Origin of the sequence: Candidatus Microthrix subdominans (genome assembly GCA_016719385.1) — a bacterium.
Taxonomy (GTDB): Bacteria; Actinomycetota; Acidimicrobiia; order Acidimicrobiales; family Microtrichaceae; genus Microthrix; species Microthrix subdominans.
Window position 1 is genome coordinate 11,734 of sequence record JADJZA010000006.1, and the last position, 24,268, is coordinate 36,001.

Here is a 24,268-nt window from a genome sequence, read left to right on the forward strand (position 1 = left end):
AGGAGACGATGCGCTCCGGAGTTTCAAACGTGAAATTACGTTCGTTTGCCTGTGAAATAGTCCACAGCCGATCGGTTTGAGTGATCGCGGCCGGGTTCTTAGCGTCGGCGTTCGTGGACTACGACCCCGACCTCGTCGACGAACTGATGCACTACGCCCTGATGTCGGCCGATGGGCTGAAGGCGGCGGTGGCGCTTGCTCCGTCGGAACCTCACACTCCAACGCTCGAGGAGCGAGCCGTCCGCTGGCGGCTCTACATCCACCGATCTGCGGTGATGCTTCCCCCTGAGTGGTGCGAGCTGGTTCAGCGCTCCTCGACCGATGTTTTAGCGACCGCGCGGCGGCTGCGGAAGGTCAGCGGCGCTGATGAACTCCGGCTCGTCGAGGCGCTCGCCACCCGCAACTCGATGTCGGCTCGGGCCATGCTCGCCGTGCAGTCCCGGATGGACACCCGAGTAGTGGAGGACGTGCGGGCAGCCTTCGCCGGCGAAGCCGACCTGGTGGTGGCGGTACGGCTGGAGTGGCCACTGCGCATGGCGCTGTGCATGGGGCGCCACATGTTGAACGAGTGGCTTGGGCAATGGGAGGTGGCGATCAGCGGATTGGAAACCATGACCCGGATCGACCTGGCCGCCGAAGAACTCCTCAGAGGCACCCACAAGTCCGATGGGCTGGGGTCCGAAGCGGAGATCCGGCAAGTGACCGAGACATTGAGAGGATTGCTATGACGCTCGACAAACTGGAACTCCGCAGCGACGAGTGGTTGAACGACCCGCCCGGGTACGTGCACCGACACGGGTGGCCCGGACCAGTGCGGCTTGCGCCGTGGGGCGACCTCATCGTGGGCAGCCGGGAGCTGATCTCATCGCTGGGGAAGGCCCCCTGGCGGGCCTGCTCGATCGAGTACCTGAGCTTCGGTGAGATCGTCTCCGGTCCGGCCTGGGAGATCGCCCAGCGGATCTCGTCGTTCGCCGACGAGGACCGGCACCGGGAGCTGCGCGGCCCGGTCGAGGCCCCCTTCACCAAGGGGTCGATCCTTGAGCTGGGCGACACGGTCCGAACGATCGCCCGCGAGATCGTGGGCGAACTCGCACCGGGTGACGACCTGGGCGACGCTGCCCAGCGGTTCGCCGGCTTGGTGTTTCAGCAGGTGCTGGGTCTGCGTGACCTCGAGGTGCTGGTCGCCGAGGCACGCAACTTTGCGAAGATCTGGACCTTCGAGTCGGTCAGCCATCGGGATGAACTCGAGGCGGCGTGCGTCCGCCTGTCGGAGATGGCCGACGAGGTGCTGAAGGCACCGTCGACACCGCTGGCCACGGGGATTGCAACGGCGGAGCTGTCCGACGCCGAGCGGGTCGCCCTCATCGTTCAGATGCTGGTCGCCGGCTGGGAGACGACCGCCGCTCAATCGGCGATCCTCGGGTGGCAGATGTGCGGTTCGACGTCGGAGCGGGACCGCTGGTGGGCGGGTGAGTGGGATGACGACCAGGTGGTCGAGGAGGTGCTGCGGTACCGGTCCTCGCCCGGCGCATTCGTCCGCGTCGCCTCCGAGGACACCGAGATCGCGGGGCACCCGGTAGCCGAAGGTGACCGAGCGCTCGCGCTGCTGTGGGCCGGGAACATGGACCCGGACGTCTACACCGATGCGACGACCTTCGATCCATCCCGCTGGCCCGATGCCACCCCGCACCTCTCGTTCGGTGTCGGGCAACACAAGTGCCTGGGCCTCCACCTCGCCCGGCTCGAGCTGGCCGAGTGGGCCAAGGCGCTGCGCGAGCGGCGGGTGATGGTGGACCGGTCGCCGGACTGGCCGGAGAGCTACCCGCTACGACCCGGGCCGCTCCCCGTCGTCGACGTCGGCTGAGAGGCCCGCTCTCGCCCCGGCCAACAGGTCGCCGATGATCGTGGCTGCGCGGCGATCGCTCGCTGCCACGGGCGCGGTGTAGGTGCTCAGCGTGAGCTTTACGTCGTCGTGACCGAGCCGGTCCGCAACCGTACGCGGATCCATACCGGCTGCGATGAGCCAGGTGGCGGTCGCATGTCGAATGTCGTGGAAGCGGACGCCCTCGAGCTCGGGGAGCTGGGCTCGGACGTCAGCCCAGAGGTCGCTGATCCTGTCGGGCCTGATGGGGATGACCCCGTCGCGATCCCGCGACCACACCCAGGCGTTGTTCTGTCCCTCGTCCGCCTGGCGAGCCTTGTGCGCAGCCAGCGCTGCGAGCGTGCCCTCATCGAGGCTGATGACCTTCGTGCTGGACGTCTTGGTCTCCTTTGGGAGGCCGTTGCCTGGGGTTGAGTCGATCGACCGCCGGATGATGACGCTGTTCTTCTCGGTGTCGATGTCGCCCCATCGGAGGCCAGCGATCTCGCCACGGCGACAGCCGGTGCAGATCGCGAACTGCAGCACGGACGCGAACTCCGGGGTGGCGATCCGCATCGCCCGTTCCATGACGATCGGGGTGGGGACGGTCGGCTCCCGCTTGGGGACCGACGGGGCCTGCATACGACGGAAGGGATTCATCTCGATGTAGCCCCATCGCTCGGCCAGCCCGAACATCGCCGAGAGGCTTCTGAAAGCGGCCAGCCCGCTGGGCCGGCCGTGCTCGGCGGTCACCCGCGAGATGATCGGGGCGAGCTTCCTGGCGGTGACCTCGTGAAGCTCCATCGGTAGAAGCGGAGTAAGCGCCTCCAGCTGGAGGATCCTCCGGTATGAGTGGACGGTTCTCGGTGCAAGCCGATCGGCGCAGTCGGCGAGCCAGATCTCCCGGAAGACACCGACAGTGGTCTCTTCATGACCCGACTGGGTGGCTCGCTCGTGTTCCTCGAGCATCGTCCGCCGCATGCGCTCCGCCGCTCGGCGCGATGAGACGTTACGGCTCTTTCCGGCCACGCGGACCTGCCACTTGCCACCGGGCCGAGCCCGGATGCTTCCACTTGCAGACTTGGTGCTCACGGGGCCCGATTCTAGGGGCCGATGGCGAGAATGTGGACTAAATTGTGGTCTGTAGCGGTGTTACGCTCCCGCAGCCGACCTTCAAAAAGGTCCGGATGCCTTGGGAACACTGGGATGTGAGTGGAGCCCGAGAGGAGAATCGAACTCCTGACCTGCTCATTACGAGTGAGCTGCTCTGCCGTCTGAGCTACCCGGGCGAAGATCTCACCTTACCAGCGTGACGTCGCTCAGTTCCCCTCGGACTCGTTGGCGCTGCACAGCTCGATGAAGCGGGCGCCCTGGGCTTTGTAATGAGCGATGATTTTGGGAAGGGCCTCTACGGTCGCCCGACGTTCCCCACCGCCGTCGTGCGCCAGGATCAGCTGGCGCTGCCCAGGCACGGTGGCTCTGGCCAGAATTCTGCCGCTGTCGCGCACCTTCCAGTCCTCGGTGTCGACGTCCCAGCCCATCAGGCCCAGGCCGTGCTTCTTGGCCGCTCGCAGGGTGTCGTCGTTGAACGAGCCGTAGGGCGCCCTGGCGCACTGCACCGTGCCTTTGCCCAACAGATCGTCGATGATCTTGGTCGAGTCGGCCAGTTGTGCCTCCGCTGCGGCAGGCGACAGCGTCTTCAGGTCCTTGTGGTCCATCGTGTGACTGCCGACCGAGAAGCCGGCATCGGCGACCAGCCGAGCATCGTCGGGACGCTCTTGCACGTTCTGACCAAGGAAGAAGAAGGTCGCCGGCACCTTCTCTTTCTTCAGGATCTCCACCATCTCGGCGGTGTACTTCGAGGGCCCGTCGTCGAAGGTGAGAGCAATCACCGGCGCCTGCTCCCCTTCGAGCATCGGCATCGTCAGCAGTTCGTGTACCTCGGAACCGGGCATTGGGGCAGAGCCGTTCCAGACGCCCCGCTCCGGCAAAGTGGCCGCCTCGATCGCCCGCTTTTTCTCCTCCGCCTGGCGCTTCTCCTCGGCCTCTCGTGCAATCTTCTCCGCCTGACGAACAAGCGCTACCTCTACCGGGGTGCTGACGAGGGCCTCCGATGAAGCCTCAGGAAGTTCTCCAACCACCGACAGGGAAGTCAGTACGGGCTGTGGGCCACTGGCCTGCTCGGTTCGACCGTTGGCCTGCGTGACCCCTCGCCACCCGGCGGCGCTTAGCGTCACCACGACAACAGCGACCAGCGCCACCTTCAGAGCGAGCAGCGTGCGGCCATCGGATCGCTCGTGAGTGTTCTCGACGCTCGGTTGGGTCACGCGCTATCACCTCGGAGGTTGAGATCGGCTTACGGCACTGAACGCGACGAAGCCACCAGATGTGTTCGACGGAGTTGTCCGAACCTTACACCCCGATAAGAGGCTCGGGCCGCCATGCCCAGGGCGCCGTCGGTCACAGCGACGGCGTCGGCTCACCCAACGCCAGCAACAGCGCCAGCAGCGCCAGGTCCTCCCGTGCGTTATGTAGAAGCGCCAACTCCAGATCGGCGAGCCCGTCGCCCACCCGCCCGTAGGTCTGCGCCCCGGCTGCGTCGACAGCGCGTGCCCGCGCCTCATCGGCCAACGCCGCCATTCCGGCGCGCAACGCGTCGTTGCGCAGCCGACGGGCCTCGCGTTTGTGGCGCTCCTCCAACCGCTTGCGTCGTCCGGTCTGCCCCCGTGGGGTATCCCCCTCGGCGTGATCGAACGACTCCAACTGGCGAGCATGGCTTGCGGCCAGCGCCTCCCCCGCCGCATCGAGGTCGGCGATCAGCTCGGCAACCAGCCCGCTCGCCGTCGCAGCCGTTCCGTCGACCCGGCCCAACAAGTCGCTCCAGCGGCGCCAGCGCTGCGAGGCCGCCTCGTCGGACAGCAGCGCCCGGACACGCTCAAGGTCGCCGCCCGCCGCTCGGGCCGCCACCGCAACCGCGTCCGGGTCGAAGCCCTCCTCGGCGGCCGCTGCGACCAGCACCTCCGTGGGAATCGGACGAAAGTCGACCCGAAGGCATCGGGAGGCGATCGTCACCAGCTCCGGGGTGACCTCCTCGGCCAATACGACGAAGGTTGTGCTCGCCGGTGGTTCCTCGATCGTCTTCAGCAGCGCCGGTGCGGCGTTGCGGACCAGGTGAAAGTCGACGAGGACCAGCACCTGGTGGGACCCCTCCGGCGGTGCCAGCTCGGCCCTGCGGGCGATATCGCGGGCCTCCTCGACGCTGATCGCTGCGCCGGTGCGTTCGACGACGGCGATCGCCGGGTGCGACTCCGCCGCCGCCAGGCGCCGATGCCGGTCGGCGGTCTCGGGATCGTGGCGGGCCAACAGTTCGCCGGCGAAGATGTCGGCGGCCCTGCGGGTTCCCCAACCGGTCTGGCCGACGAACAGGTAGGCGGGCACCGGACGCTGTAACGCCGCGCTGAGCTGGGCAATTGCCGGCTGCTGCCCCACCAGCTCGGCGAACGGACCGGGGGTGATCCCCGGACCGGTCGCCTCGGTCTCCAGCCCGCCCTGGCCGATACCGTCCTGGTCGGGCGTGCCCTCCTCGTTCATTAGCGGTCCACGATGACGAGACCGAGCCGCTCCTCGACCAGCGCCTCGACTGCGCGACCCACCCGCTCGATGTCGGCGGAGCCGTCGAGTACCGCCCAACGCTCCGGGTCGGCGTCGGCCTGGGCGAGGAAGCCGGTACGAACCCGCTGATGGAACGCCGGCTCAGCCGATTCGATCCGGTCTCGCTCAGTGCCGAGCCGGGCAAGCGTGACCTCGACGCTGACGTCCAACACGATCACCAGGTCCGGCTCCAGCCCGGCCACAGCAAACTGCGACAGCGCCAGCACCTCCATCGGGTCGAGCCCTCGTCCGTACCCCTGGTACGCCACCGAGGAACCGCTGAAGCGATCGCTCACCACCGACCGTCCGGCGGCCAGCGTCGGTGCGACCACGCGCTCGACGTGCTGGGCGCGGTCGGCCGCCATCAACAACGCCTCGGCCCGCAACCCGGGGGTAACCTCGGAGTCGTCGGCCAGCAGCAGATGGCGTAGCTGCGCCCCGAGTGGGGTGTCCCCCGGCTCCCTGGTGGGGAGCGCTCCCAGCGACGTGGCCAGCCGCCCGACCTGGGTGGTCTTGCCGGAACCGTCGGGCCCCTCGAAGACAATGAAACGGCCGCGCTCGGGGCTCATCGGCGCCGCTCGGGGTCGGGTCGTGGTGCGGCGCGCTTGGCCGGGTCCACCTCGGCCAGGCCGACATCGATGCCAACCGCCTCGGCGGCCTGAACCTCGGCCGTCTGAACCTCGGCCTGGCGGAGGTCGCCATGAAACAGCTCGGCCGAATACTCGGGGCGGACAGTGTTGTGGCGCAGCCCGGCTCGGACGTCGGCCAGGCCCTCGCGTAGCTGAAAGCCCATCGATCTGGCGGCCAGTGTGGCGGCGCCGAGGATGATCAGCCCGCCGAACCACAGCGCCACCCGGACGCCGGGCACCGCCAGCGACACGCCGAAGATCTCGGCCTGGGGGATGCCCTGGGCATTGCTGGGAAATATCGACGAGGTGAGCTGCTCGAACAGCGCCGCCATGGCGGGGCCCAGAAGCAGCGACACCAGCACGCACAGGCGCACCAGGGTGAGCAGCGTCGAGAAGATCCGTCCCCGCAGCTCGTCGGTCGTATAGGTCTGCAACAGGGTGAAGCCGAGGATGTAGACCGTGCCGGCGCACACGCCGAGCAGGAACACGCAGGCCGCGGCCGGCCAGAACGAGGACATCGACGCCGCCAGGAACAAGGCAATGCCGCTGACATAGGAGGCGATGAGAAACGACGCCCGCTTGGGCAACAGTTTCTGCACCACCGACAGCGCGGCGATGCCAACCGCCACGCCGAGGCCGAGCGCGGTGATGAACAGCGAGAACGTGTCCCCCGAACCAATCACCTTCTCGGCGAACACCGGCCCCAACGGCACGAGCATCGCCCCGCCGAACAGCCCGGTGGCCAGGCCCACGTTGACCCCCCGCACGACCGGGTTCTCGACGATGTAGCGCCAGCCCTCGCGCATCTCGCGGAATGTCTCGCCGACGCCCGCCACCCGCTCCTCGCCGATCACGTGGCGGCCGAGCGCGTGCTTGGGAATGCGCACCAGCTTCCAGATGATCAGCCCGCCGATGACGAACGAGGCGGCGTTGAAGTAGAACGCCAGCGCCTGGGTGTTGCCCAGCTCGTTGCTGAACTGAAGGGGCCCCAGCCAGGAGATGTTGGCCAGCGAGCCGTTGGCGGCGGTGAGCAGGTAGATCAGCCCGCCGGCCACCGGCATGGTGCAGTAGGCGGCCACCAGGCTGAGCGAGTTGGCGTCGGTCAGCTTCTTGCGGGGCACCAGGCTGGGGGTGACCGCCTCCTTGGCCGGCGACCACAGCATCGTGAACACCTCGAGCAGCAGCGAGGCGATCACCAGGCCGGTGACCGAGCGCACGAACGGCAGCGCCATGAACACGACCGCCCGGGCCAGGTCCGACCAGATCATCACCTTCTTGCGGTCAAAGCGGTCGACGAAGACGCCGGCGAGCGGTGCGAGAAACAACCCCGGCGCCACACGGGCGGTCAGCACCAGCGCCGTGGCCGCCTCGGGCGCCGACGAGAGCTGCGCCGCCAGGGCGGTGATGGCAAAGAGCCCCACCCAGTCGCCCAGAGCCGACACCAGCTGCACAACCCACAGGTAATAGAAGTCCCGAGAACCGAAGATTCGCTGCATCCAGCCCTCGCCCGAACCGGTCGAGTCCGGATCGAACGAAGAGAGGTCGGGCGAGGAGGGGAGCGTTTCGGCTTCGACGGATGCTCCGGCCGAATCTGATCCCTCTGGTGGTCTGGTGGTTCCCATCACGGTGTTGAAGGCGCGCCGACCCGACCGTTCGGACCGGGTACGCAGGCTCCTTTTCTACTGCACCGCAGGGATTCGAGGTGGGATGCGGACGCTCGTCACGCGACACCGCAGGATCGGCCGCAACCCATCGAGTGCTCTAGTCCTCGGACGGCGTGGGGGGTGGTGTCTTCTTGGCCAGCGCCTTCTTGGTTGCCGCCTTCTTTGCAGGGGCCTTCTTCTTGGCCGGAGCCTTCTTCTTCGCAGCCGCCTTCTTCTTGGTCGCCTTCTTCTTGGCGGGCGCCTTCTTTTTGGCGGCCGCCTTCTTTTTTGCTGGGCCTCGGGCACGTCGGTCGGCGAGCAATTCCTGGGCCCGCTCCATCGTCAGCCCATCGGGCGTGTCGCCCTTACGCAGGCTGGCATTGGTCTCGCCGTCGGTGACGTACGGGCCGAAGCGGCCGTCCTTGACGACGATCGACTTTTCCGGGTTGTCGGGGTTGGGGCCCAGGTCCTTCAGCGGCGGCTTGGCGCTCTGCCCCTTGCGACGCTTGGGCTCGGCCAGCTTGGCCAGCGCCTGCTCCAACGTCACCGTGAACAGCTCCTCCTCGCTGTCGAGGCTGCGGCTGTCGGAACCCTTCTTGATGTAGGGGCCGTACCGGCCGTTCAGCGCCTCGATCTCCACGTTGTCCGCCAGATCGACGCCCACCACGCGGGGCAGGGTGAGCAGCTTCACCGCCTCCTCGAGCCCGATCGTGGCCACGTCCATCGTGGCGAACAGCGAGGCGGTGGCGGGCTTCTCGTCCGGCTCCTCGGGATCGGACATCGCCACGTAGGGGCCGAAACGCCCCGCCTTGACCATCACCGGCCAGCCGGTGTCGGGGTGAATGCCCAGCTCGCGGTCGCCCGACGGGGCGTCGAGCAGCTCGGTGGCCCGATCCAGGGTCAGCTCGTCGGGGGCCAGGTCCTCGGGGATGCCGGCGCGGTCCTCGCCCCGCTGCAGGTACGGCCCGTAGCGACCGACCCGGGCGACAATCTCACGGCCCTCATCATCGGAGCCCAGCGGGATCGAGTTGACCTCGCGAGCATCGATGTCGCCCAGGTTTTCGCTGACCATGCGGGCCAGGCCGGCGTCGTCGTCGGTGGCGCCGAAGTAGAACCGGCTCAGCCATGGCACGGCCTCCTCGGTGCCCCCGGCAATGTCGTCGAGGTCGTTCTCCATGCGGGCGGTGAAGGCGTAGTCGACCAGCTCGGGGAAGTGGCCCTCCAACAGGCCGATCACAGCAAAGGCGGTGAAGCTGGGCACCAGGGCGGAGCCCTTCTTCCACACATACCCGCGATCCAAGATGGTGGAGATGATCGACGCATACGTCGAGGGCCGACCCACACCCAGCTCTTCAAGCCGCTTGACCAGCGACGCCTCCGTGAAGCGCGACGGCGGCTGGGTCTCGTGACCCTTCGCCTCGGCCTCGTCGATTGTTGCCGACTGACCTTCGCTCACCTCGGGCAGCACCGATTCGGCATCGTCGGCCTCCGCCCCGTCGTCCTCGCCCTCGACGTACGCGGCGAGGAAGCCAGGGAAGAGGATCGTGCGGCCGGACGCTGACAGGGTGACGTTCTGGGACCCGGCCGAGCCGGCCGCAACCGTCTGGGCCGACAACCGCACCTGCACCGACTCGCCACGGGCATCGTTCATCTGGCTGGCCACCGTGCGCCGCCAGATCAGCTCGTAGAGCCGGAACTCGTCGCTGCGCAGCTCCCCGCGCACCTCATCGGGCGAGCGGAAGCTGTCACCGGCCGGGCGGACGGCCTCGTGAGCCTCCTGGGCGTTCTTCACCTTCTTCTTGTAGGTGCGGGGCTCCTTGGGCAGATACGGCGCCCCATAGCGCTGCGAAATTTCGCTGCGCGCCGCCGCCAGCGCCGCCCCCGACAGCGTGGTCGAGTCGGTACGCATGTAGGTGATGAACCCGTTCTCGTACAGGCGCTGGGCGACCGACATCGTCTGAGCCGAACTGAAGCGCAGCTTGCGGCCGGCCTCCTGTTGCAGCGTCGAGGTCATGAACGGCGGGTAGGGGCGGCGGGTATAGGGCTTGGCCTCGACCGAGGTCACCGTGGCCGGAGCATCGGTGAGGGTGCCGGCCAAGGTTGTGGCGGCCCCCTCGTCGAGCACCAGCGCACCCTCTCGGGTCAGCTGGCCTTCGGCGTCGAAATCGCGGCTGGTGGCCAAGCGCACGCCGTCCACCTCGATCACCTGGGCGCCAAAGTTGGTCGCCTTGCCAGCCGCTGGCGCAGCGGCGCCGCCGTCTCCGCCGGCGACGTGCACCTGTGCCTTCAGGTCCCAATACGACGCAGAGCGGAACGCCATGCGGGCCCGCTCGCGCTCGACGACGATGCGGGTGGCCACCGACTGCACCCGGCCGGCCGACAGACGGGGCATCACCTTCTTCCACAGAACCGGCGACACCTCATAGCCATACAGGCGGTCGAGGATCCGCCGGGCCTCCTGGGCATCGACCATGCGGCGGTCGAGATCCCGAGGGTTGTCGATCGCGGCCTGGATGGCGTCGGGGGTGATCTCGTGAAACACCATGCGCCGCACCGGCACCTTGGGGCTGAGCACCTCGAGCAGGTGCCATGCAATCGCCTCGCCCTCGCGATCCTCATCCGTTGCCAGATAGAGCTCGTCTGCGTCGGCCAGCAGGCCCTTCAGGTGCTTCACCTGGGACTTCTTGTCTCCAGCGACCACGTATAACGGCTTGAAATCGTTGGCTGTGTCGACGCCCAGCCGTGCCCACGACTCGGCCTTGTAGGCGGCCGGCACTTCCGCCGCCGAGCGCGGCAGATCGCGGATGTGGCCTATGGAGGACTCGACCACATAGTCAGCACCGAGGAACTTCGAGATGGTGCGGGCCTTGGCAGGTGACTCGACGATTACGAGGGAGGACATCGGGTCCAGCCAAGACCAGCGCCGCGCACGGCGTCAACACCGACCCCGCCGGACCGATCGCTCCGGGGGCCGTCGAACACCGGTGGACCGGTGGTTGGATGGGTCCGATCCCGGGCCGGTATGAGGCCGATCAGGGCCCGGAAAAGACCCCGGACCGGTCGGTGGCCGGGCCGACCGAGGGCGCCCGGTCGTCCTCGTAACGGGTCAGCTCGGCGCGACCCACCACATGCCAGTGCACCTCGTCAGGTCCGTCCGCCAAGCGCAGCGTGCGCTGGGCGGCGTACATGCTCGCCAGCGGGGTCCACTGGGAGATACCGGCGGCACCGTGGATCTGGATGGCCTCGTCGATGATCTCGCACACCCGCACCGGCACCATCGCCTTCACCGCGCTCACCCAGATGCGAGCCTCGGCGTTGCCGGTCAGGTCCATCGCCCGGGCCGCACGCAGCACCATCAGCCGCATCGCTTCGATCTCGATGCGGGCCTTGGCGATCACCTCGGTGTTCTTGCCCAGGCGGGCCAGCGGCTTGCCGAACGCCTCGCGGTTGAGCCCGCGCCGCACCATCAGCTCCAGCGCCTTCTCGGCCGCGCCGATCGAGCGCATGCAGTGGTGGATGCGGCCGGGACCAAGCCGCAACTGGCTGATCTCAAAGCCGCGTCCCTCGCCGAGCAGCATGTTGGAGGCGGGCACCCGCACATCGGTGAAGCGCAGGTGCATGTGCCCGTGCGGGGCGTCGTCCTGGCCGAACACGTGCATCGGGCCGACGATCTCCACCCCGGGGGTGTCCATCGGCACGAGGATCTGGGATTGCTGACGGTGCGGCGGGGCGTCGGGGCTGGTGCGCACCATGACGATCATGATCTTGCAGCGGGGGTCGCCGGCGCCGGAGATGTAGAACTTCTCCCCGTTGATCAGCCACTCGTCACCATCGAGCTCGGCTACGGTCGCCACATTTTTGGCGTCGGAGGAGGCGACGTCGGGCTCGGTCATTGCGAACGCCGAGCGGATCTCTCCGTTGAGGAGGGGCTGGAGCCAACGCTCCTTCTGCTCGAGCGTACCCACCCGCTCAAGCACCTCCATGTTGCCGGTGTCCGGCGCCGAGCAGTTGAGGCACTCCGCAGCCAACGGGTTCTTGCCCAGCTCGGCGGCAATGTAGGCGTAGTCCAGGTTGGACAGGCCCTCGCCGGTCTCGGCGTCGGGCAGGAAGAAGTTCCACAGTCCCGCGTCGCGAGCCTTGGCCTTGGCGCCATCGAGCAGCTCCAGCTGACCGTCGGCGAACTGCCAGCGGTCGCTGCGCCCATCGCCGAGCGCAAAGAACTCCTCGGTGATCGGGTCGATCTCGTTGGCGATGAACTCGATGACCGCTTCGTACAGCGGCAGCGCTGCGGCCGACATCGCCAGGTTGAGCGCCTCGTCGGTCGCATCACCTGAGTGCATTCCTGGTGCGGGCATGGCGGGTCCTTTCGACAACACGATCGACAAGCCGTGACGCCCGAACCTAGGCGACGCCTGCGTCGGCCGACCTCGAACGTCGACCGCGCCGCATGCCCCGTCCGCAACTCGGGAGCCCACACGACCGCCAGACCGCGCTTTGCACTCCCCGGTTCGAGGGGACTCGGAACTCGGGAGCCCACACGACCGCCAGACCGCGCTCTCAACTCCCGACTACCGATCTGCGATCCCGGCTCGGCTCGCACCCGAGCCGGACCGTGCCCGCTTCGGAGCGGACCGAGGTGGAAGGCCCGGGTCAGGCGATCTCGTCGGGGGGCAGCCGCTCACCCAGTTCGTCGATCACCAGCCGCTCGCTGCGGGTGCGACCCGGACGCTCGGCCCTGACCCGGTAGGCGGCCCGCCCGACCAGGTGTGCACCCACCGGCGCGGTGAGGAACTGCAGCGCCAACGCCAGGATCAGCTTGGTGACCACCGACCAGCTCGGAATGGCCATCACTGCTCCAACGACGACCAGCAACCAGCCCAGGGTGGCCGGCTTGGTGGCCGCGTGCATGCGCACGAACAGGTCGTTGGAACGCAGCTGTCCCACCCCGGCGATCAGCGTGAGCACCGCCCCGGCGAGGATCGAGAGGGCGGCGATGACCTCGATCATCTGTCCACACTCCCGCCAAGGCGCCACAGGAACGAGCAAACCAACACGATCATCTGTCCACACTCCCGCCAAGGCGCCACAGGAACGAGCAACCCAACACGATCATCTGTCCACACTCCCGCCAAGGCGCCACGAAGACGAGCAACCCAACACGAAACCGATCATTTGGGGGCACCTCCGCCGCTGGTGGTCTCAATGAAGCGGGCGTAGATCACGGTGCCGACGAAAGCGACCAGCCCGACGACGACCGCGACCACCACGTACTGGGTCGAATCGGTGCGGGCACTGTTCGCGATGATCGCCAGCGCCACCGTGGTGAGCACGCCATCGAGCGCCACCACCCGGTCGGCCAGCCGGGGGCCGTACACGAGCCGCGCGACAAACGCGGCTCCGGCCAGGGCGAGAACGGCCAGCGCCGCGGCGTAGATCATCGTCGCACCTCTCCGATCGCCGGGATCGTCGCTTCGTCGAGCGCTTCGCGGGCGTCACGGGAACCGAACGCCACCACCAGGCGGCGCTCCAAATCGAGCACCTGGGCACGGATCTCGTCGGGAGACTGGGCCTCGATGGCGTGGACGTAGATGACCGAGGGCTCCCGCGACACCTCGACGGTCAGCGTGCCAGGGGTGAGGGTGATCGAGTTGGCCACCATCGTGGTCAGCTGGTCGGACAGGCCACGGATCGGTGTGGCCACGATTCCCGGCTCCATCTCGGCGGGTCCGGACGGCTTCACGATCAGCCAGGCCACCCGCAGGCTGGAGGCGACCAGCTGGCCGAGAAACCACACCGCAAAGACGGTTGCGTGCAGCGGGCGCAGGGCGACCCGGGAGTCCACTCCCCGTTCCCCGGGAAACACCCACAGCACTCCAGCGGCCACCACGACGCCACCGAGCAGGTTGGCCACGGTCGGCGCGCCCCACAAAGCGGTCCACATCACCACCAGCCAGCCGGCGAGCAGCGTCGGACCCCAGCGCTGCGAACGCCGGACCGTGGAGGTGTCACTCCCGGACACCTCCCGACTCGACCGTGCGTCTCCCGTTGGAGTGGGATCGGATGACTCGCTCATCAGCCCAACACCTCCGACACGTACTGCCCTGGGGTCAGCAACTCGTCGGCTGCCCGGGCGCTGAGGTTGTACAGCGGACCTGCGGCAATGGCCACCACCAGCGACAGCACGACCAGGAACCCGACCGACAGGTACATGACACCCAAGCCCTTTGGCGGATCGTCCGGGTCGCCCGCCTCGTCGGTGAGCTGCACCTCACCCCAGAAGGCCCCGCCCCAGATCTTGGTCATCGAGAACAGCGTGAGCAGGGACACGAGGATCGACACGGCCACCACCGCATACTGCGCCGAGCTCAGCCCGGCCTCGACCAGGGCAAACTTGGCGACAAATCCCGAGAGCGGGGGTATCCCGGCCAGGCTGAGCGCCGGCAACAGGAACAACAACCCGAGCACCGGGAAGGCCCGCGACACGCCCCCGATCGCCGCCAGCCGGCCCGACCCGGCCCGCACCTCGACCAGGCCGGCCGTCAAGAACAGGGTGGTCTTCACGATGATGTGGTGGATGACGTACAGCAGCGCTCCGGCCAGGCCGGCGACGGTGAACAGGCCTAGCCCCATGATCATGTAGCCGATCTGGGACACGATGTGGAAGCTGAGGATGCGGGGGATGTCGTCCTGGGCAATCGCCCCGAGCACCCCGACCAGCATCGTGATCGAGGCGACGACGAGGATGAGGGTGCCCGGCCGGGTGCCCGGGTCGAGGAACAGCGTCTGGGTGCGGATAATCGCATACACACCCACCTTGGTGAGCAGGCCGGCGAACACCGCCGTGATCGGCGAGGGGGCGGTCGGGTAGCTGTCGGGAAGCCAGGAGAACAGCGGAAACAGCGCTGCTTTGATGCCGAACACGACGAACAACAGCAGCCCGAACGCCAGGCGCACCCCGTTGGGCAGGTCGCCGAAGCGCTCGGCAAGCTGGGCCATGTTGACCGTGCCGGTCGCCGAGTAGATCAGCGCCAGCGACGTCAGAAACAGCGCCGAGGCCACCAGGCTGATCACGACATAGGTCATGCCGGAGCGGATCTGTTCCCTGCCGCCACCGAGCGTCAACAACACGTAGCTGGCGGTGAGCATCATCTCGAAGGCGACAAACAGGTTGAACAGGTCACCGGTGAGGAACGCTGCGGCGACGCCCGCCGACAACACCAGATACACCGGGTGAAACGCACCGTGGTTGCGTTCGGCGCCCGGCTGGCCGATCGCGTAAACCAGCACCGAGATCAACATCACCGCAGCGACGGCCAACATGATGCCGGCGAGGCGGTCGGCGATCAGGGTGATGCCGAAGGGCGCCGGCCAGCCGCTCATCTGCGCGACGACCGGCCCGGAGGTATCCGCCTGGATCAGCAGAATGCAGCTGATCGTCGCAGTGGATGACAGCACCGCCAAGCTGATCATGCGCTGGACGCTGCGGTGCCGAAAGGCCATGATCGACAGCGCCGCCCCGAGCAGCGGCAACACGATGGGCATGGGGAGGAGCGCGTTCACCTCGGACCATCCCGCCGGCCGGCGCCCGGGCTGTCCGAGTCGGGCTTGATGTCACGGTCCGGGCCGGGGTCCTCATCGTGACGAGCCAGGGCGGCGTCGGTGAGGCCATCGGGGTTCTTCCCTGCCTTGGCCGAGGCCAGGCGCTCCCCGGTCAACTCGGTGTCGGCCACCTCCTCGTCCAGGGCTGCATCACGCTCGCGTGCGACGCGTCGGTCCTCGCGGTCATCCTCGACCAGGTCATCCCCGGTCAGCACGAAGCTGCGCCAGGCCATCGCCAGCAGAAACGCTGTGACCCCGAAGCTGATCACGATCGCCGTGAGCAGCATCGCCTGGGGCAGCGGGTCGACGTACCGGTCGGGATCGTTCGGCGTCCCGCTGAGAAAGGCGGGCAGCCCGCCCCGACCGGAGGTGACCAACAACAGGTTGGCGCCGTGGCTGATCAGGCCCAGGCCGATGATGATGCGGCTCAGCCGGCGTTGCAGCAACAGCCACGTGCCGATGCCGAAGAGCAGGGCCGCCCCGGCGGCCAAGGTGAGGCTCATCGCTTTTCGCTCCGGCTCGTCGCCGCGCCCGGGGCCGGGTCCGGGCCGTCCTCGGGCACCGCCGGCTCGCCGAACGCCCCGAACATCATCAACACCAGGCCGACCACGACCAGGAAGACGCCGACATCGAAGGCGAGCACCGAGCTGAGCTTGATCTCGCCCAGCAATGGCGGGTGCAGTTTGATCTTGCCGCTCTCGAGCAGCTCGCCGCCGAGCAGCAGCGGTGCGATCGACGTGACGCAGGCCAGGAACAGCCCGGTGCCAACGAAGTACCGCCCGGGGACCCGGCCGGCCCGGCGGACCTCGTCCAACCCGCCGGTCGCGTAGCGCAGTGCGAAAGCGGCACCCGCCACCAGGCCCCCGACGAAGCCGCCCCCCGGCTGGTTGTGCCCGGCGAAGAGCAGGTACAGCGCCAGCACCATCGCCGAGGGGAAGACGACCCGCACCACCGATTCGAGCACCATCGAGCGCCTCACGACGGTCGCTCCGGCGGCCGGTCGGGCTCCTCGGGAGGGGCGGCGGCCCCATGCGGACCGTCGTTGGGATCCAGGCGACGGCGGATGTCGGCGAGCGCCCCGTGGTCCGCTTTGCGCGGCTCGATGTAGGAGCGCAGGCTGGGCATGACCAACGCATCGTCGTCGGGCTTGTGAATCGTCAGGCCGCGGGCGCCGGCGCGCGCCAGCGCAACCAGGCCGAGAGCGGCCACGGTGAGCACTGTGATCTCGCCCAGGGTGTCGAACCCGCGAAAGTCGACGAGGATCACGTTGACGACGTTGGAGCCGCCGCCCTCGGACACCGCACGGGCCAAGAACTCATCGGACACCGGGCGTGCGGTTCGAGAACCAGATGCCACCAGGGCAAAGACGAACACGAACACGCCGACCGACGCGGAGATCACCAGGCGGACGGCGCGACCCAACCCGGTGGGCCGCTGATGAAACTCGTTGGGGAGCACCCGCAGCACCAACACGAACAACACGGCGCCGAGGGTTTCGATGCCGAGCTGGGTGAGCGCCAGGTCCGGCGCGCCCCGCAGCACGTACAGCAGCGCCATGCCGTAGCCGACCGCGCCCAAGCACAGCACCGCCGACAGGCGACGTTGGATGGTGGCGGCTGCTGCGGCCGCCACCACGATCAGCGCGGTGAGGGCCACCTCGCCCGGGCTGTCGGCAAAGCGGGGCAGCGCCTGGCCCTGCATCGCCCCGATCAGCGCAAAGCCCGGCACGGTCACCACGGTGACGAGCACGACGCCGACATAGGTGGGCAACGACCCGGACTGGACGATGCCGGTCACCCGGTCGGCCACCCGGTTGAGCAGCCGCAGCACGCCCAAATACCCACGGTCGCCCCAGGTGAGCGATGGCAGCACACCCTGGACCGCCGCAACCTGGCGCCCCCCGGCCACCATCGCCGCACCGAGAGCGATCGTCAGCGCGCTCAGCGCCAGCGGGGTGCTCAGGCCATGCCACAACGCCAGGTGGCCCTCAGGGGCCGCGCCGTCGAGGGAGGATGCCGCGGCGTACACCAGGCGGGAGGCCAGGTTGGGAACGACGCCGAGCACGATGGTGAGCGTTGCCAGGATCGCCGCCGGTACCCAGAACGCCGTCGATGGGGCCCCTGCCGGCTGGCCACCGGAGGTGTGGTCATGTTCGGCCGCCGGCAGCGGCGGCGCGCCGGGCACGTCCCTGGTGGTGAACGCCCCGAGGAGAAATCGGCCCGTGTAGGCGAAGGTGAGCACCGAGCCGGCGACGATGCCGGCGAGCACGACCCACTCGCCGGTTCCGGCGTGATGGGAGAACGCTTCGTAGGCGGCCTCCTTGGCGATGAAACCGAACAGAAGCGGGATGCCGGCCATCGACAGGCCCGAGATGATCGCCACCCAACGGGGACCGCCCCAGCCCGGGCCCCAGGCGCCCAGCGCCCGGATGTCGCGGGAGTGGGCCTGGTGGTCGATCACCCCAACCACCATGAACAGCGGCGCCTTGAACAAAGCGTGGGCGATGATCAACACGACGCCGGCGAGCGTGGCCTCGGGGCGTCCGGCCCCGAACATCACCATCAAAAAGCCCAGCTGGCTGACCGTCCCAAACGCCAGCAGCCGCTTGAGGTCGGTCTGGCGCAGCGCCCGGGCGCCGCCGGTGATCATCGTGATCAGCGCCACGGTCAACACGACCGGACGCCAGAACCCCACGTCGGCGAAGGGCGGCGCAAACCGGGCGACCAGGTACACGCCCGCCTTCACCATCGTCGCCGAGTGCAGGTAGGCCGAGATCGGCGTCGGGGCGACCATCGCTCCCGGCAGCCACGACGAGAACGGGAACTGCGCCGACTTGGTGAAGGCACCGATCAGGATGCAGACCAGGCCAACGCTGACCGTGGTGCCCGAAGGTGGCGACGCAACGATGGCCGACAGCTCGTAGGTGCCGGCCGCCTGGCCGACCAGGATCAGCCCGACCAGCATCACCAGTCCGCCGGCCGCGGTCATCAGCAACGCCTGTAGCGCCGACGAGCGGGCCTCGGGGTCCCGGTCGGACCAGCCGATCAACAGGTAGCTGGTGATCGAGGTCAACTCCCAGCACACGTAGAGCCACAGCAGATTATCGGCGGTCACCAGGCCCAACATCGCCCCGGCGAACAGGGTGAGCAGACCCGCCAGGCGGCCCAGGCCCGGCGTGTCGGGGTTGAAATAGCGGCTGGCGTAGGCCTGGATCAGCACCCCGATGCCGGCGACGAGCAACACCATCACCAGCGAGAACGCGTCCACGCGCACGCTGACCGCCAGGTCGAGCCCGCTCACCCAGTTGATCGTCTCGCTCACCGCGGTGCCGTCGAGAATTCCTCCGGCGCGCGCCAGTACCCAGACCAGCACGGCCGCTGGCGGGATGGCGGCCACCCAGAACAACCGACGATCGTCGGAGCGTCCCAGGCCCAGCAGCGCCGCGCCGAAGCACAGGTGGACCAACAGCAATACGGTCAGCGGGGGCCTCCAACCAGAGATGCCCGCCGCGCACCTGATGAGGGGGCCGCTGGGGCGGTCGAGTCGGTGCTGGCCAAGTGGGAAATCCTAGCCGACAGGGCGGAAAACCGGCACCCCGACGCGTCGGACCGAACCGGGGCCAATGCCGCCGGTCGGGTCGACTACGGCGTCTCGGGTTCGCTGTCGCCGCTCGGGTAGATGACGAATCGCACCGAGGTTCCGCCATCGACCGGGCTGAACTCGGCCTCGTCGGCGAACGCGTCGATGATGCCGAGGCCGAACCCGCCCTCGCGCTTTTGCACCTCGGGTGCCGACACGTCGGGAAGCGAGGTGTCGATCACCGGATGGGAACCGGTCGTGGCCAGGAATCCGCCGCCCTGGTCGAGGACCGATACCTCGACGCGATCGGGGCTGAGACAGCACCGCAGCCGCAAGGCCTCGGGGGTGCTCTGCTCGGCGTGGGCGGTCACCGCGTTGGCGACCACTTCGGTCAGCACCAGGCGCAGCTTGTCCAGGTCCTCGGCCCCCATCGTGGCGGTCAGCCGGGCCACCTGCTCCACCCGGCGCCGCACCATCGCCAGGCTGGCCAGATCGGCCGGGAAGTCGAACTCGATCTCCACCGGTTTGGCGGGCGGAACGGTCAGTACCTTGTCGTCGACCGCGCTGCCGTCGACACCGCTACCGTCAACTCCGGGGCGCGCCGAGCCGTTGGCCTCGTCGGGTGAGGACTGATGCGCTCGGTTTCGGGACTTCACACGACCCCTTTCTGCGCCCCCAATCTAGGCCCACGACCCACCTGTTGCGGCCAGTCCGCCATTATTTTCAGAACGAGGTGGGCGGTTGACTGTCGGAGTCGATCCGTAGCCTGGGGGACTCATGCTCGCTCTCGGCCCCCGCAGCACCACCGCCGACCGCCTTTCCGGCGATGTCGTTGCCACCGGCGTCTCCCTCCCCCCGGCGTTGGCCCACCTGGAGGGCGACCCCCGGATGGCGGGGGTGTTGTCGGTTCCCAGCCGCCCAGGACGCACGGCGGGGCTCGCCACCCCGCTTCCCGACCGCCTGTCCGCACTGGCCGAGCCTCCGTTCTGGGCCCACCAGGCGGCGGCGATCGACCTGCTCCGGGCGGGCCGCCACACCGTGATCGCCACCGGCACCGCGTCGGGCAAGTCCCGGTGCTACCAGGTGCCGATCGCCGAGGCGGTCACCGAGCCCGGCGTCGGGGCCACCGCCCTGTTGATCTATCCCACCAAGGCACTCGCCCAGGACCAGCTCAGGGCCCTCGGCGATTTCGGCGCCGGGGAGCTGCTGGCGGCCACCGTCGACGGCGATGCCGGCCCCGAGGAGCGGTCCTGGGCCAGGAGCTCGGCCCGGGTCGTGTTGACCAACCCGGAGATGCTCCATCACGGACTGCTGGCCCACCATCGGCGGTGGGCTCGGTTGTTTCGCAACCTGACCTACGTCGTCGTCGACGAGCTCCATCTGCTGCGGGGCATGTTCGGGGGCCACAGCGCCAACGTGCTGCGACGCTTGCGACGGGTGGCCGCGCTCTACGGCGCCGACCCGACGTTCGTGTTCACCTCGGCAACGATCGGCCGGCCCGGCGAGCTGGCGGGGGCGCTGATCGGCGACGAGGTCGACGTGATCGACGACGACGCCTCCCCGACCGGAACCCGCACGCTGGTCGTCTGGAACCCGCACGCCGAACGCTCCGGCGGCGGCGTCCCGGCCCAGTCGCTCACCGAAGCCACCGCCGCCATCGCAGCGGCGCTGGTCGCCGGCGGGCACCGCACGTTGGCCTTCACCCGGTCGCGGAAGGGTGTCGAGCTCGCCTGGTCCCGGATGCGCCAGCTGCTCGACCCCGAGACGGCCGCCCTGGTTCACCCCTACCGGGCCGGGTACCTGAGGGAGGAGCGGCGCGAGATCGAGGCCGAGCTGTTCGCTGGGCGCCTGCGGGGCGTCGTGGCCACCTCAGCGCTTGAGCTGGGTATCGATGTCGGGTCACTCGACGCCGTCGTGTGCGGCGGGTTTCCCGGCACGGTGGCATCCTTCGCGCAACAGATCGGTCGGGCCGGGCGGGGCGCCAATGCGTCGGTGGCGGTGTTGGTGTGCGGCGAGGACCAGCTCGACCAGTGGATGGCCCGGCACCCCCGCGACCTGCTCGAGCGGGTGCCCGAACCGGCGGTCGTCAACCCGGCCAACCCGTACGTGTTGCACCCGCACCTGCTGTGCGCCGCCCATGAGTACCCGCTGCGCCCCGCCGACGACCGATTTTGGGCGGGCGAGCTGGACGAGGCGGTCACCACCCTCGCCCGCAACGGGGCGCTCTCCGTGCGCCGGCGGGGTCGAGGCGCGGGCCGCGAGGTGGTGGCCACCTGGGCGGGCACCCGCTGGCCCTTTTCGCTGGTCGGCCTGCGGTCCAGCGATCTCGCCGAGGTGGAGATTCGCTGCGGGCCCGACCTGATCGGCACGGTCGGCGCCGGTCGGGCGCCCGAGACCGTTCACGAGGGCGCCATCTACCTGCATCGCGGCCGGGCCTGGCGGGTGATCGAGCTCGACCTCGACGCCCGGTTGGCCACCGTGGTCGAGGACCCCGGCGACACCTACACGCTGGCCCGAACCACCTCCGACGTCCGGCTTCTCGAGGTGCCGGAGGGGCGTCCGCTCCTCGCCGAAACGGCGATAACCGATGCCGGCACCGGGCGGGTGCGGGTGGCCCCGGTGCTGGTCACCAGCCGGGTGACGGGCTATCAGCGACGGGCGGTCGGCAGCCATGACAACCTGGGCACCACCCGCCTCGACCTACCGCCCCAAGAGCTTGAGACCCGGGCGGTCGTCTTCACCTGGGACGGCGTCGATCACCGGTCGAGGGCAGCGCTCGACGCCGGTTGTAACGCCGCCACGCTGCCGGGGGCGCTGCACGCGGCCGAGCATGGCGCGATCGGCATGTTGGGCCTGTTTGGGCTGTGCGATCGCTGGGACGTCGGCGGGCTGTCGACCGCCGACCATCCCGACACCGGAGGGCCCACCGTGCTGATTCACGACGGCTACCCCGGCGGTGCCGGCATCGCCGAGTTGGCCGAACGGGTTGCCGAGGCGCACCTGGCCGCCACCCGCGCGGCGATCGCCGAATGCCCCTGCGAGGCCGGTTGCCCGTCGTGCGTGCAGTCGCCCAAGTGCGGCAACCTGAACGAACCGCTCGACAAGCCGGGGGCGCTCATCGCCATCGATGCCCTGCTCGGCCGCTGACGGCGACGACGACGCGAGACGGTGATCGGCACTCTCCGCGTCGCTCTGCCGACCCGCCCGGGGGCGGTCGACGCCGCTGTAGGGTCGGGCGGGGCCGTCGCCGGCCTGCGAGGACCGAGCAACCGACCGAAGGGCTCCCGATGAGCGAATTCCACGACCTGGAGATGACGTCGATCACCGGCGAACAGATCTCGTTTTCGAGCTTTGCCGACAAGCTGGTGCTCGTCGTCAACGTCGCCAGCTATTGAGGCCTCACCGGTCAGTACGCAGGTCTGCGTACCCTCGATTCCAACAATGACGACCTGGTGGTGTTGGGCGTGCCCTGTAACCAGTTCGGTGCCCAGGAGCCCGGGACCGACCAGGAGATCCTGGCCTTCGTCACCGAAAACTACGGCGAGCCCTTCCAGCTGCTGTCCAAGGTGGACGTCAACGGCGACAACGCCGCCCCGCTGTATCAACTCCTGCGCAGCGCGCTGCCCAGGGAGGACGGCGTCGGCGACCTCACGTGGAACTTCACCAAGTTCCTCGTCGACCGTGACGGCACCCCGCTGAAGCGCTACGAGCCCCAGGTCGAGCCGGAGGAGATCGGCGCCGACCTGCCCAACTTCGTCTGAGGGCTTCGGGCTACGACGACCGCCCGACCGGCGCTCGGCTCCGTCACGCAGCCGGTCAGCCGCCCAACGACTCGACGCGGATCACCAAGCGCTCGACGACCTCGGGGTCGCCGAGCATGGGGCCCACCAGCGGCAACCCGGTGACCAGCCGTTGATGGCAGGTGACCGTGACCAGCGAGCCCACCGAGCGGGACCCGCTGAGCTCGGCAGAAAACCCGGACCCGCCCTCGGCTGCCGACGCACCGGCGGCCGTGACCGCCGCAGCGTCGGGTCGCACCATCGCGTGGCGGGCCGCAACCCCGCAGCGGTGGGTGAGCGCAATGCGGTCGCGTGCCAGCAGCGCCGCTTGGATGACGAGCAGCGTCACGATCACCAGCACCGGCAACAACGCCGCCAGCTCGACAGTCGATTGACCGCCGCAGGACCGTCGATGTGGACCACACCAATGCGGCCGACCAGCCGGTGGCGGGCTGGTGGAACCGGCCGCCACCGGGTGGCCCACCGCGGCGCTTCGGGGCCTCACCCGACCCGGCCGGTGACCCACCGGAACACCCGGTCGAACAGCGCACCGACCACGTCCGTCGAGCTGGCCCAGGCCAGCACCAGCAATGCCAAGGTGGCGATGCCCACCACCAACAGCGCATACTCGACCGTGCTCTGGCCCCTGGCCAGGTGGCGGCGGGCAAACAGGATCTGTGGCTGGACCCACCGAGATGGTCGGCGGTGTGGACCTGCGCCCGCGTCCCGGGCCGGGGTTGCACCCCGGTAGGTCGAGGCCGGCGTGGCCGAATGCGGCGAGATCGGTTGCTTCATCGCTGACATGGGAATACTCCTTGTGGTTGGTCCCGGCCGGTTGGCCGAGGGGTAGTTGGGGGGTTCAGGGGACGGTGGTGCTCAGCTGGCGGAGCGACACCAGGGCCAGCGGCCCAAACGTGGCGATCATTAGTGCCGGGAGGATGCACAACACCAGCGGCCCCAGCAGTCGCACCGGCAACCGCCTGATTTGCTCCTCGGATCGTCGACGGGCCAGCTCGCGCTGCTGATCGGCGCACCGGGCCAGCACGGGCAACGACGAGGATCCGGTCCGTTCGGCCGCGCCGAGCGCCGCCCCGAGTGGTGCCAACGGATGGTCGGAGCTGCGCCAGGCGCCGAGGACCTCCGACACCGATTCACCGCGCCCCAGGCTTCGACGGGCGCTGCGTAGGTCGGAGGCGAGCGCTCCGGGTGCGACATCGGCCACGCCGAGCAGGGCGCTGCGCACGGTCAACCCGGCGGACAGTGCGACGACGAACAGGTCGGCCACCTCGGGCACGTCGGCGAACCGGGCGGCCTGCTCGTTGGCGCGCCGACGCCGCTCGGCCAGGTGGCGCCGGGTCCACCAGACCCCGACACCGATCGCCAGCATCGGGTGCACCGCCAGAGCGACGACGGCAGCGATCACCCAGCGCCGAAGCGACCGTTGGCGTGCGATCAGTGCCGGGCTGCGTCGGTGGTCGGGGGGCGCCCGGCGCCCACGTGCCACAAGGCCCATGCCCCCCACAAGGT

Annotated in this window: 22 protein-coding genes and 1 tRNA gene; 4 read left to right on the plus strand and 19 right to left on the minus strand. The window is 68.9% G+C overall.

Going from position 1 to position 24,268, the window contains the following annotated elements:
• Window positions 1-113: 113 nt before the first annotated feature.
• Window positions 114-728 (plus strand): hypothetical protein, encoded by a 615-nt coding sequence (locus IPN02_08105; GenBank protein MBK9296792.1) that lies wholly within the window; start codon window positions 114-116, stop codon window positions 726-728.
• Entirely contained in the window at window positions 725-1,864 is a 1,140-nt protein-coding gene (locus IPN02_08110; GenBank protein MBK9296793.1) for a cytochrome P450, read from the plus strand. Before IPN02_08105 ends, IPN02_08110 begins: the two co-directional genes overlap by 4 nt.
• On the opposite strand, the gene IPN02_08115 is transcribed toward IPN02_08110, so the two are convergent.
• The 16 genes from IPN02_08115 to IPN02_08190 form a co-directional block, all read right to left on the minus strand.
• The gene (locus tag IPN02_08115; protein ID MBK9296794.1) at window positions 1,826-2,953 is read right to left on the minus strand and encodes a site-specific integrase; all 1,128 of its coding nucleotides are present in this window, start codon (window positions 2,951-2,953) and stop codon (window positions 1,826-1,828) included. The genes IPN02_08110 and IPN02_08115 overlap by 39 nt on opposite strands.
• A gap of 121 nt (window positions 2,954-3,074) precedes the next feature.
• Window positions 3,075-3,150, minus strand: a tRNA-Thr gene (locus IPN02_08120).
• Window positions 3,151-3,180: 30 nt separating this feature from the next.
• Window positions 3,181-4,122: a polysaccharide deacetylase family protein gene (locus IPN02_08125; protein MBK9296795.1), complete on the minus strand. Its 942-nt coding sequence runs from the start codon at window positions 4,120-4,122 to the stop codon at window positions 3,181-3,183.
• Window positions 4,123-4,321: 199 nt separating this feature from the next.
• A complete protein-coding gene (locus IPN02_08130; GenBank protein ID MBK9296796.1) occupies window positions 4,322-5,452 on the minus strand; it encodes a hypothetical protein in 1,131 nt (376 codons plus the stop codon).
• Window positions 5,452-6,081: a dTMP kinase gene (tmk, locus tag IPN02_08135; protein MBK9296797.1), complete on the minus strand. Its 630-nt coding sequence runs from the start codon at window positions 6,079-6,081 to the stop codon at window positions 5,452-5,454. The genes IPN02_08130 and tmk overlap by 1 nt, the downstream gene beginning before the upstream one ends.
• The gene (locus IPN02_08140) at window positions 6,078-7,637 is read right to left on the minus strand and encodes an MFS transporter (GenBank protein ID MBK9296798.1); all 1,560 of its coding nucleotides are present in this window, start codon (window positions 7,635-7,637) and stop codon (window positions 6,078-6,080) included. The genes tmk and IPN02_08140 overlap by 4 nt, the downstream gene beginning before the upstream one ends.
• Before the next feature lie 265 nt (window positions 7,638-7,902).
• A complete protein-coding gene (topA, locus tag IPN02_08145; protein MBK9296799.1) occupies window positions 7,903-10,686 on the minus strand; it encodes a type I DNA topoisomerase in 2,784 nt (927 codons plus the stop codon).
• A gap of 130 nt (window positions 10,687-10,816) precedes the next feature.
• On the minus strand, window positions 10,817-12,124 hold the full coding sequence (locus IPN02_08150) for an acyl-CoA dehydrogenase family protein (GenBank protein MBK9296800.1): 1,308 nt from the start codon (window positions 12,122-12,124) through the stop codon (window positions 10,817-10,819).
• 310 nt (window positions 12,125-12,434) lie between these two features.
• Window positions 12,435-12,791 (minus strand): monovalent cation/H(+) antiporter subunit G, encoded by a 357-nt coding sequence (locus IPN02_08155; protein MBK9296801.1) that lies wholly within the window; start codon window positions 12,789-12,791, stop codon window positions 12,435-12,437.
• Between the two features lie 161 nt (window positions 12,792-12,952).
• Window positions 12,953-13,222: a hypothetical protein gene (locus tag IPN02_08160; protein MBK9296802.1), complete on the minus strand. Its 270-nt coding sequence runs from the start codon at window positions 13,220-13,222 to the stop codon at window positions 12,953-12,955.
• Window positions 13,219-13,857 carry a Na+/H+ antiporter subunit E gene (locus IPN02_08165; protein ID MBK9296803.1) on the minus strand — a complete coding sequence of 213 codons (639 nt, stop codon included), beginning with the start codon at window positions 13,855-13,857 and terminating at the stop codon, window positions 13,219-13,221. The genes IPN02_08160 and IPN02_08165 overlap by 4 nt, the downstream gene beginning before the upstream one ends.
• Complete coding sequence (locus IPN02_08170) at window positions 13,857-15,344, minus strand: Na+/H+ antiporter subunit D (protein MBK9296804.1); 1,488 nt, start codon at window positions 15,342-15,344, stop codon at window positions 13,857-13,859. Before IPN02_08170 ends, IPN02_08165 begins: the two co-directional genes overlap by 1 nt.
• Window positions 15,341-15,886, minus strand: a complete 546-nt coding sequence (locus IPN02_08175; GenBank protein ID MBK9296805.1) for an NADH-quinone oxidoreductase subunit K — start codon at window positions 15,884-15,886, stop codon at window positions 15,341-15,343. The genes IPN02_08170 and IPN02_08175 overlap by 4 nt, the downstream gene beginning before the upstream one ends.
• Window positions 15,883-16,362, minus strand: coding sequence for a hypothetical protein (locus IPN02_08180; GenBank protein MBK9296806.1), 480 nt, complete (start codon window positions 16,360-16,362; stop codon window positions 15,883-15,885). The genes IPN02_08175 and IPN02_08180 overlap by 4 nt, the downstream gene beginning before the upstream one ends.
• A complete protein-coding gene (locus tag IPN02_08185) occupies window positions 16,359-18,848 on the minus strand; it encodes a DUF4040 domain-containing protein (GenBank protein ID MBK9296807.1) in 2,490 nt (829 codons plus the stop codon). Before IPN02_08185 ends, IPN02_08180 begins: the two co-directional genes overlap by 4 nt.
• Before the next feature lie 176 nt (window positions 18,849-19,024).
• Window positions 19,025-19,618, minus strand: a complete 594-nt coding sequence (locus IPN02_08190) for an ATP-binding protein (protein MBK9296808.1) — start codon at window positions 19,616-19,618, stop codon at window positions 19,025-19,027.
• 121 nt (window positions 19,619-19,739) lie between these two features.
• On the opposite strand from IPN02_08190, the gene IPN02_08195 reads away from it, so the two are divergent.
• Complete coding sequence (locus IPN02_08195; protein MBK9296809.1) at window positions 19,740-22,109, plus strand: DEAD/DEAH box helicase; 2,370 nt, start codon at window positions 19,740-19,742, stop codon at window positions 22,107-22,109.
• A gap of 140 nt (window positions 22,110-22,249) precedes the next feature.
• The gene (locus IPN02_08200) at window positions 22,250-22,723 is read left to right on the plus strand and encodes a glutathione peroxidase (GenBank protein ID MBK9296810.1); all 474 of its coding nucleotides are present in this window, start codon (window positions 22,250-22,252) and stop codon (window positions 22,721-22,723) included.
• 55 nt (window positions 22,724-22,778) lie between these two features.
• Here the strand turns inward: IPN02_08200 and IPN02_08205 are convergent, their stop codons facing one another.
• The 3 genes from IPN02_08205 to IPN02_08215 all read right to left on the minus strand — a co-directional run bounded on the left by IPN02_08205 (window position 22,779) and on the right by IPN02_08215 (window position 24,254).
• Window positions 22,779-23,102 carry a hypothetical protein gene (locus IPN02_08205; protein ID MBK9296811.1) on the minus strand — a complete coding sequence of 108 codons (324 nt, stop codon included), beginning with the start codon at window positions 23,100-23,102 and terminating at the stop codon, window positions 22,779-22,781.
• 140 nt (window positions 23,103-23,242) lie between these two features.
• Complete coding sequence (locus IPN02_08210) at window positions 23,243-23,536, minus strand: DUF4244 domain-containing protein (protein MBK9296812.1); 294 nt, start codon at window positions 23,534-23,536, stop codon at window positions 23,243-23,245.
• Window positions 23,537-23,600: 64 nt separating this feature from the next.
• Window positions 23,601-24,254 carry a type II secretion system F family protein gene (locus IPN02_08215; protein MBK9296813.1) on the minus strand — a complete coding sequence of 218 codons (654 nt, stop codon included), beginning with the start codon at window positions 24,252-24,254 and terminating at the stop codon, window positions 23,601-23,603.
• Between the last annotated feature and the right edge of the window lie 14 nt (window positions 24,255-24,268).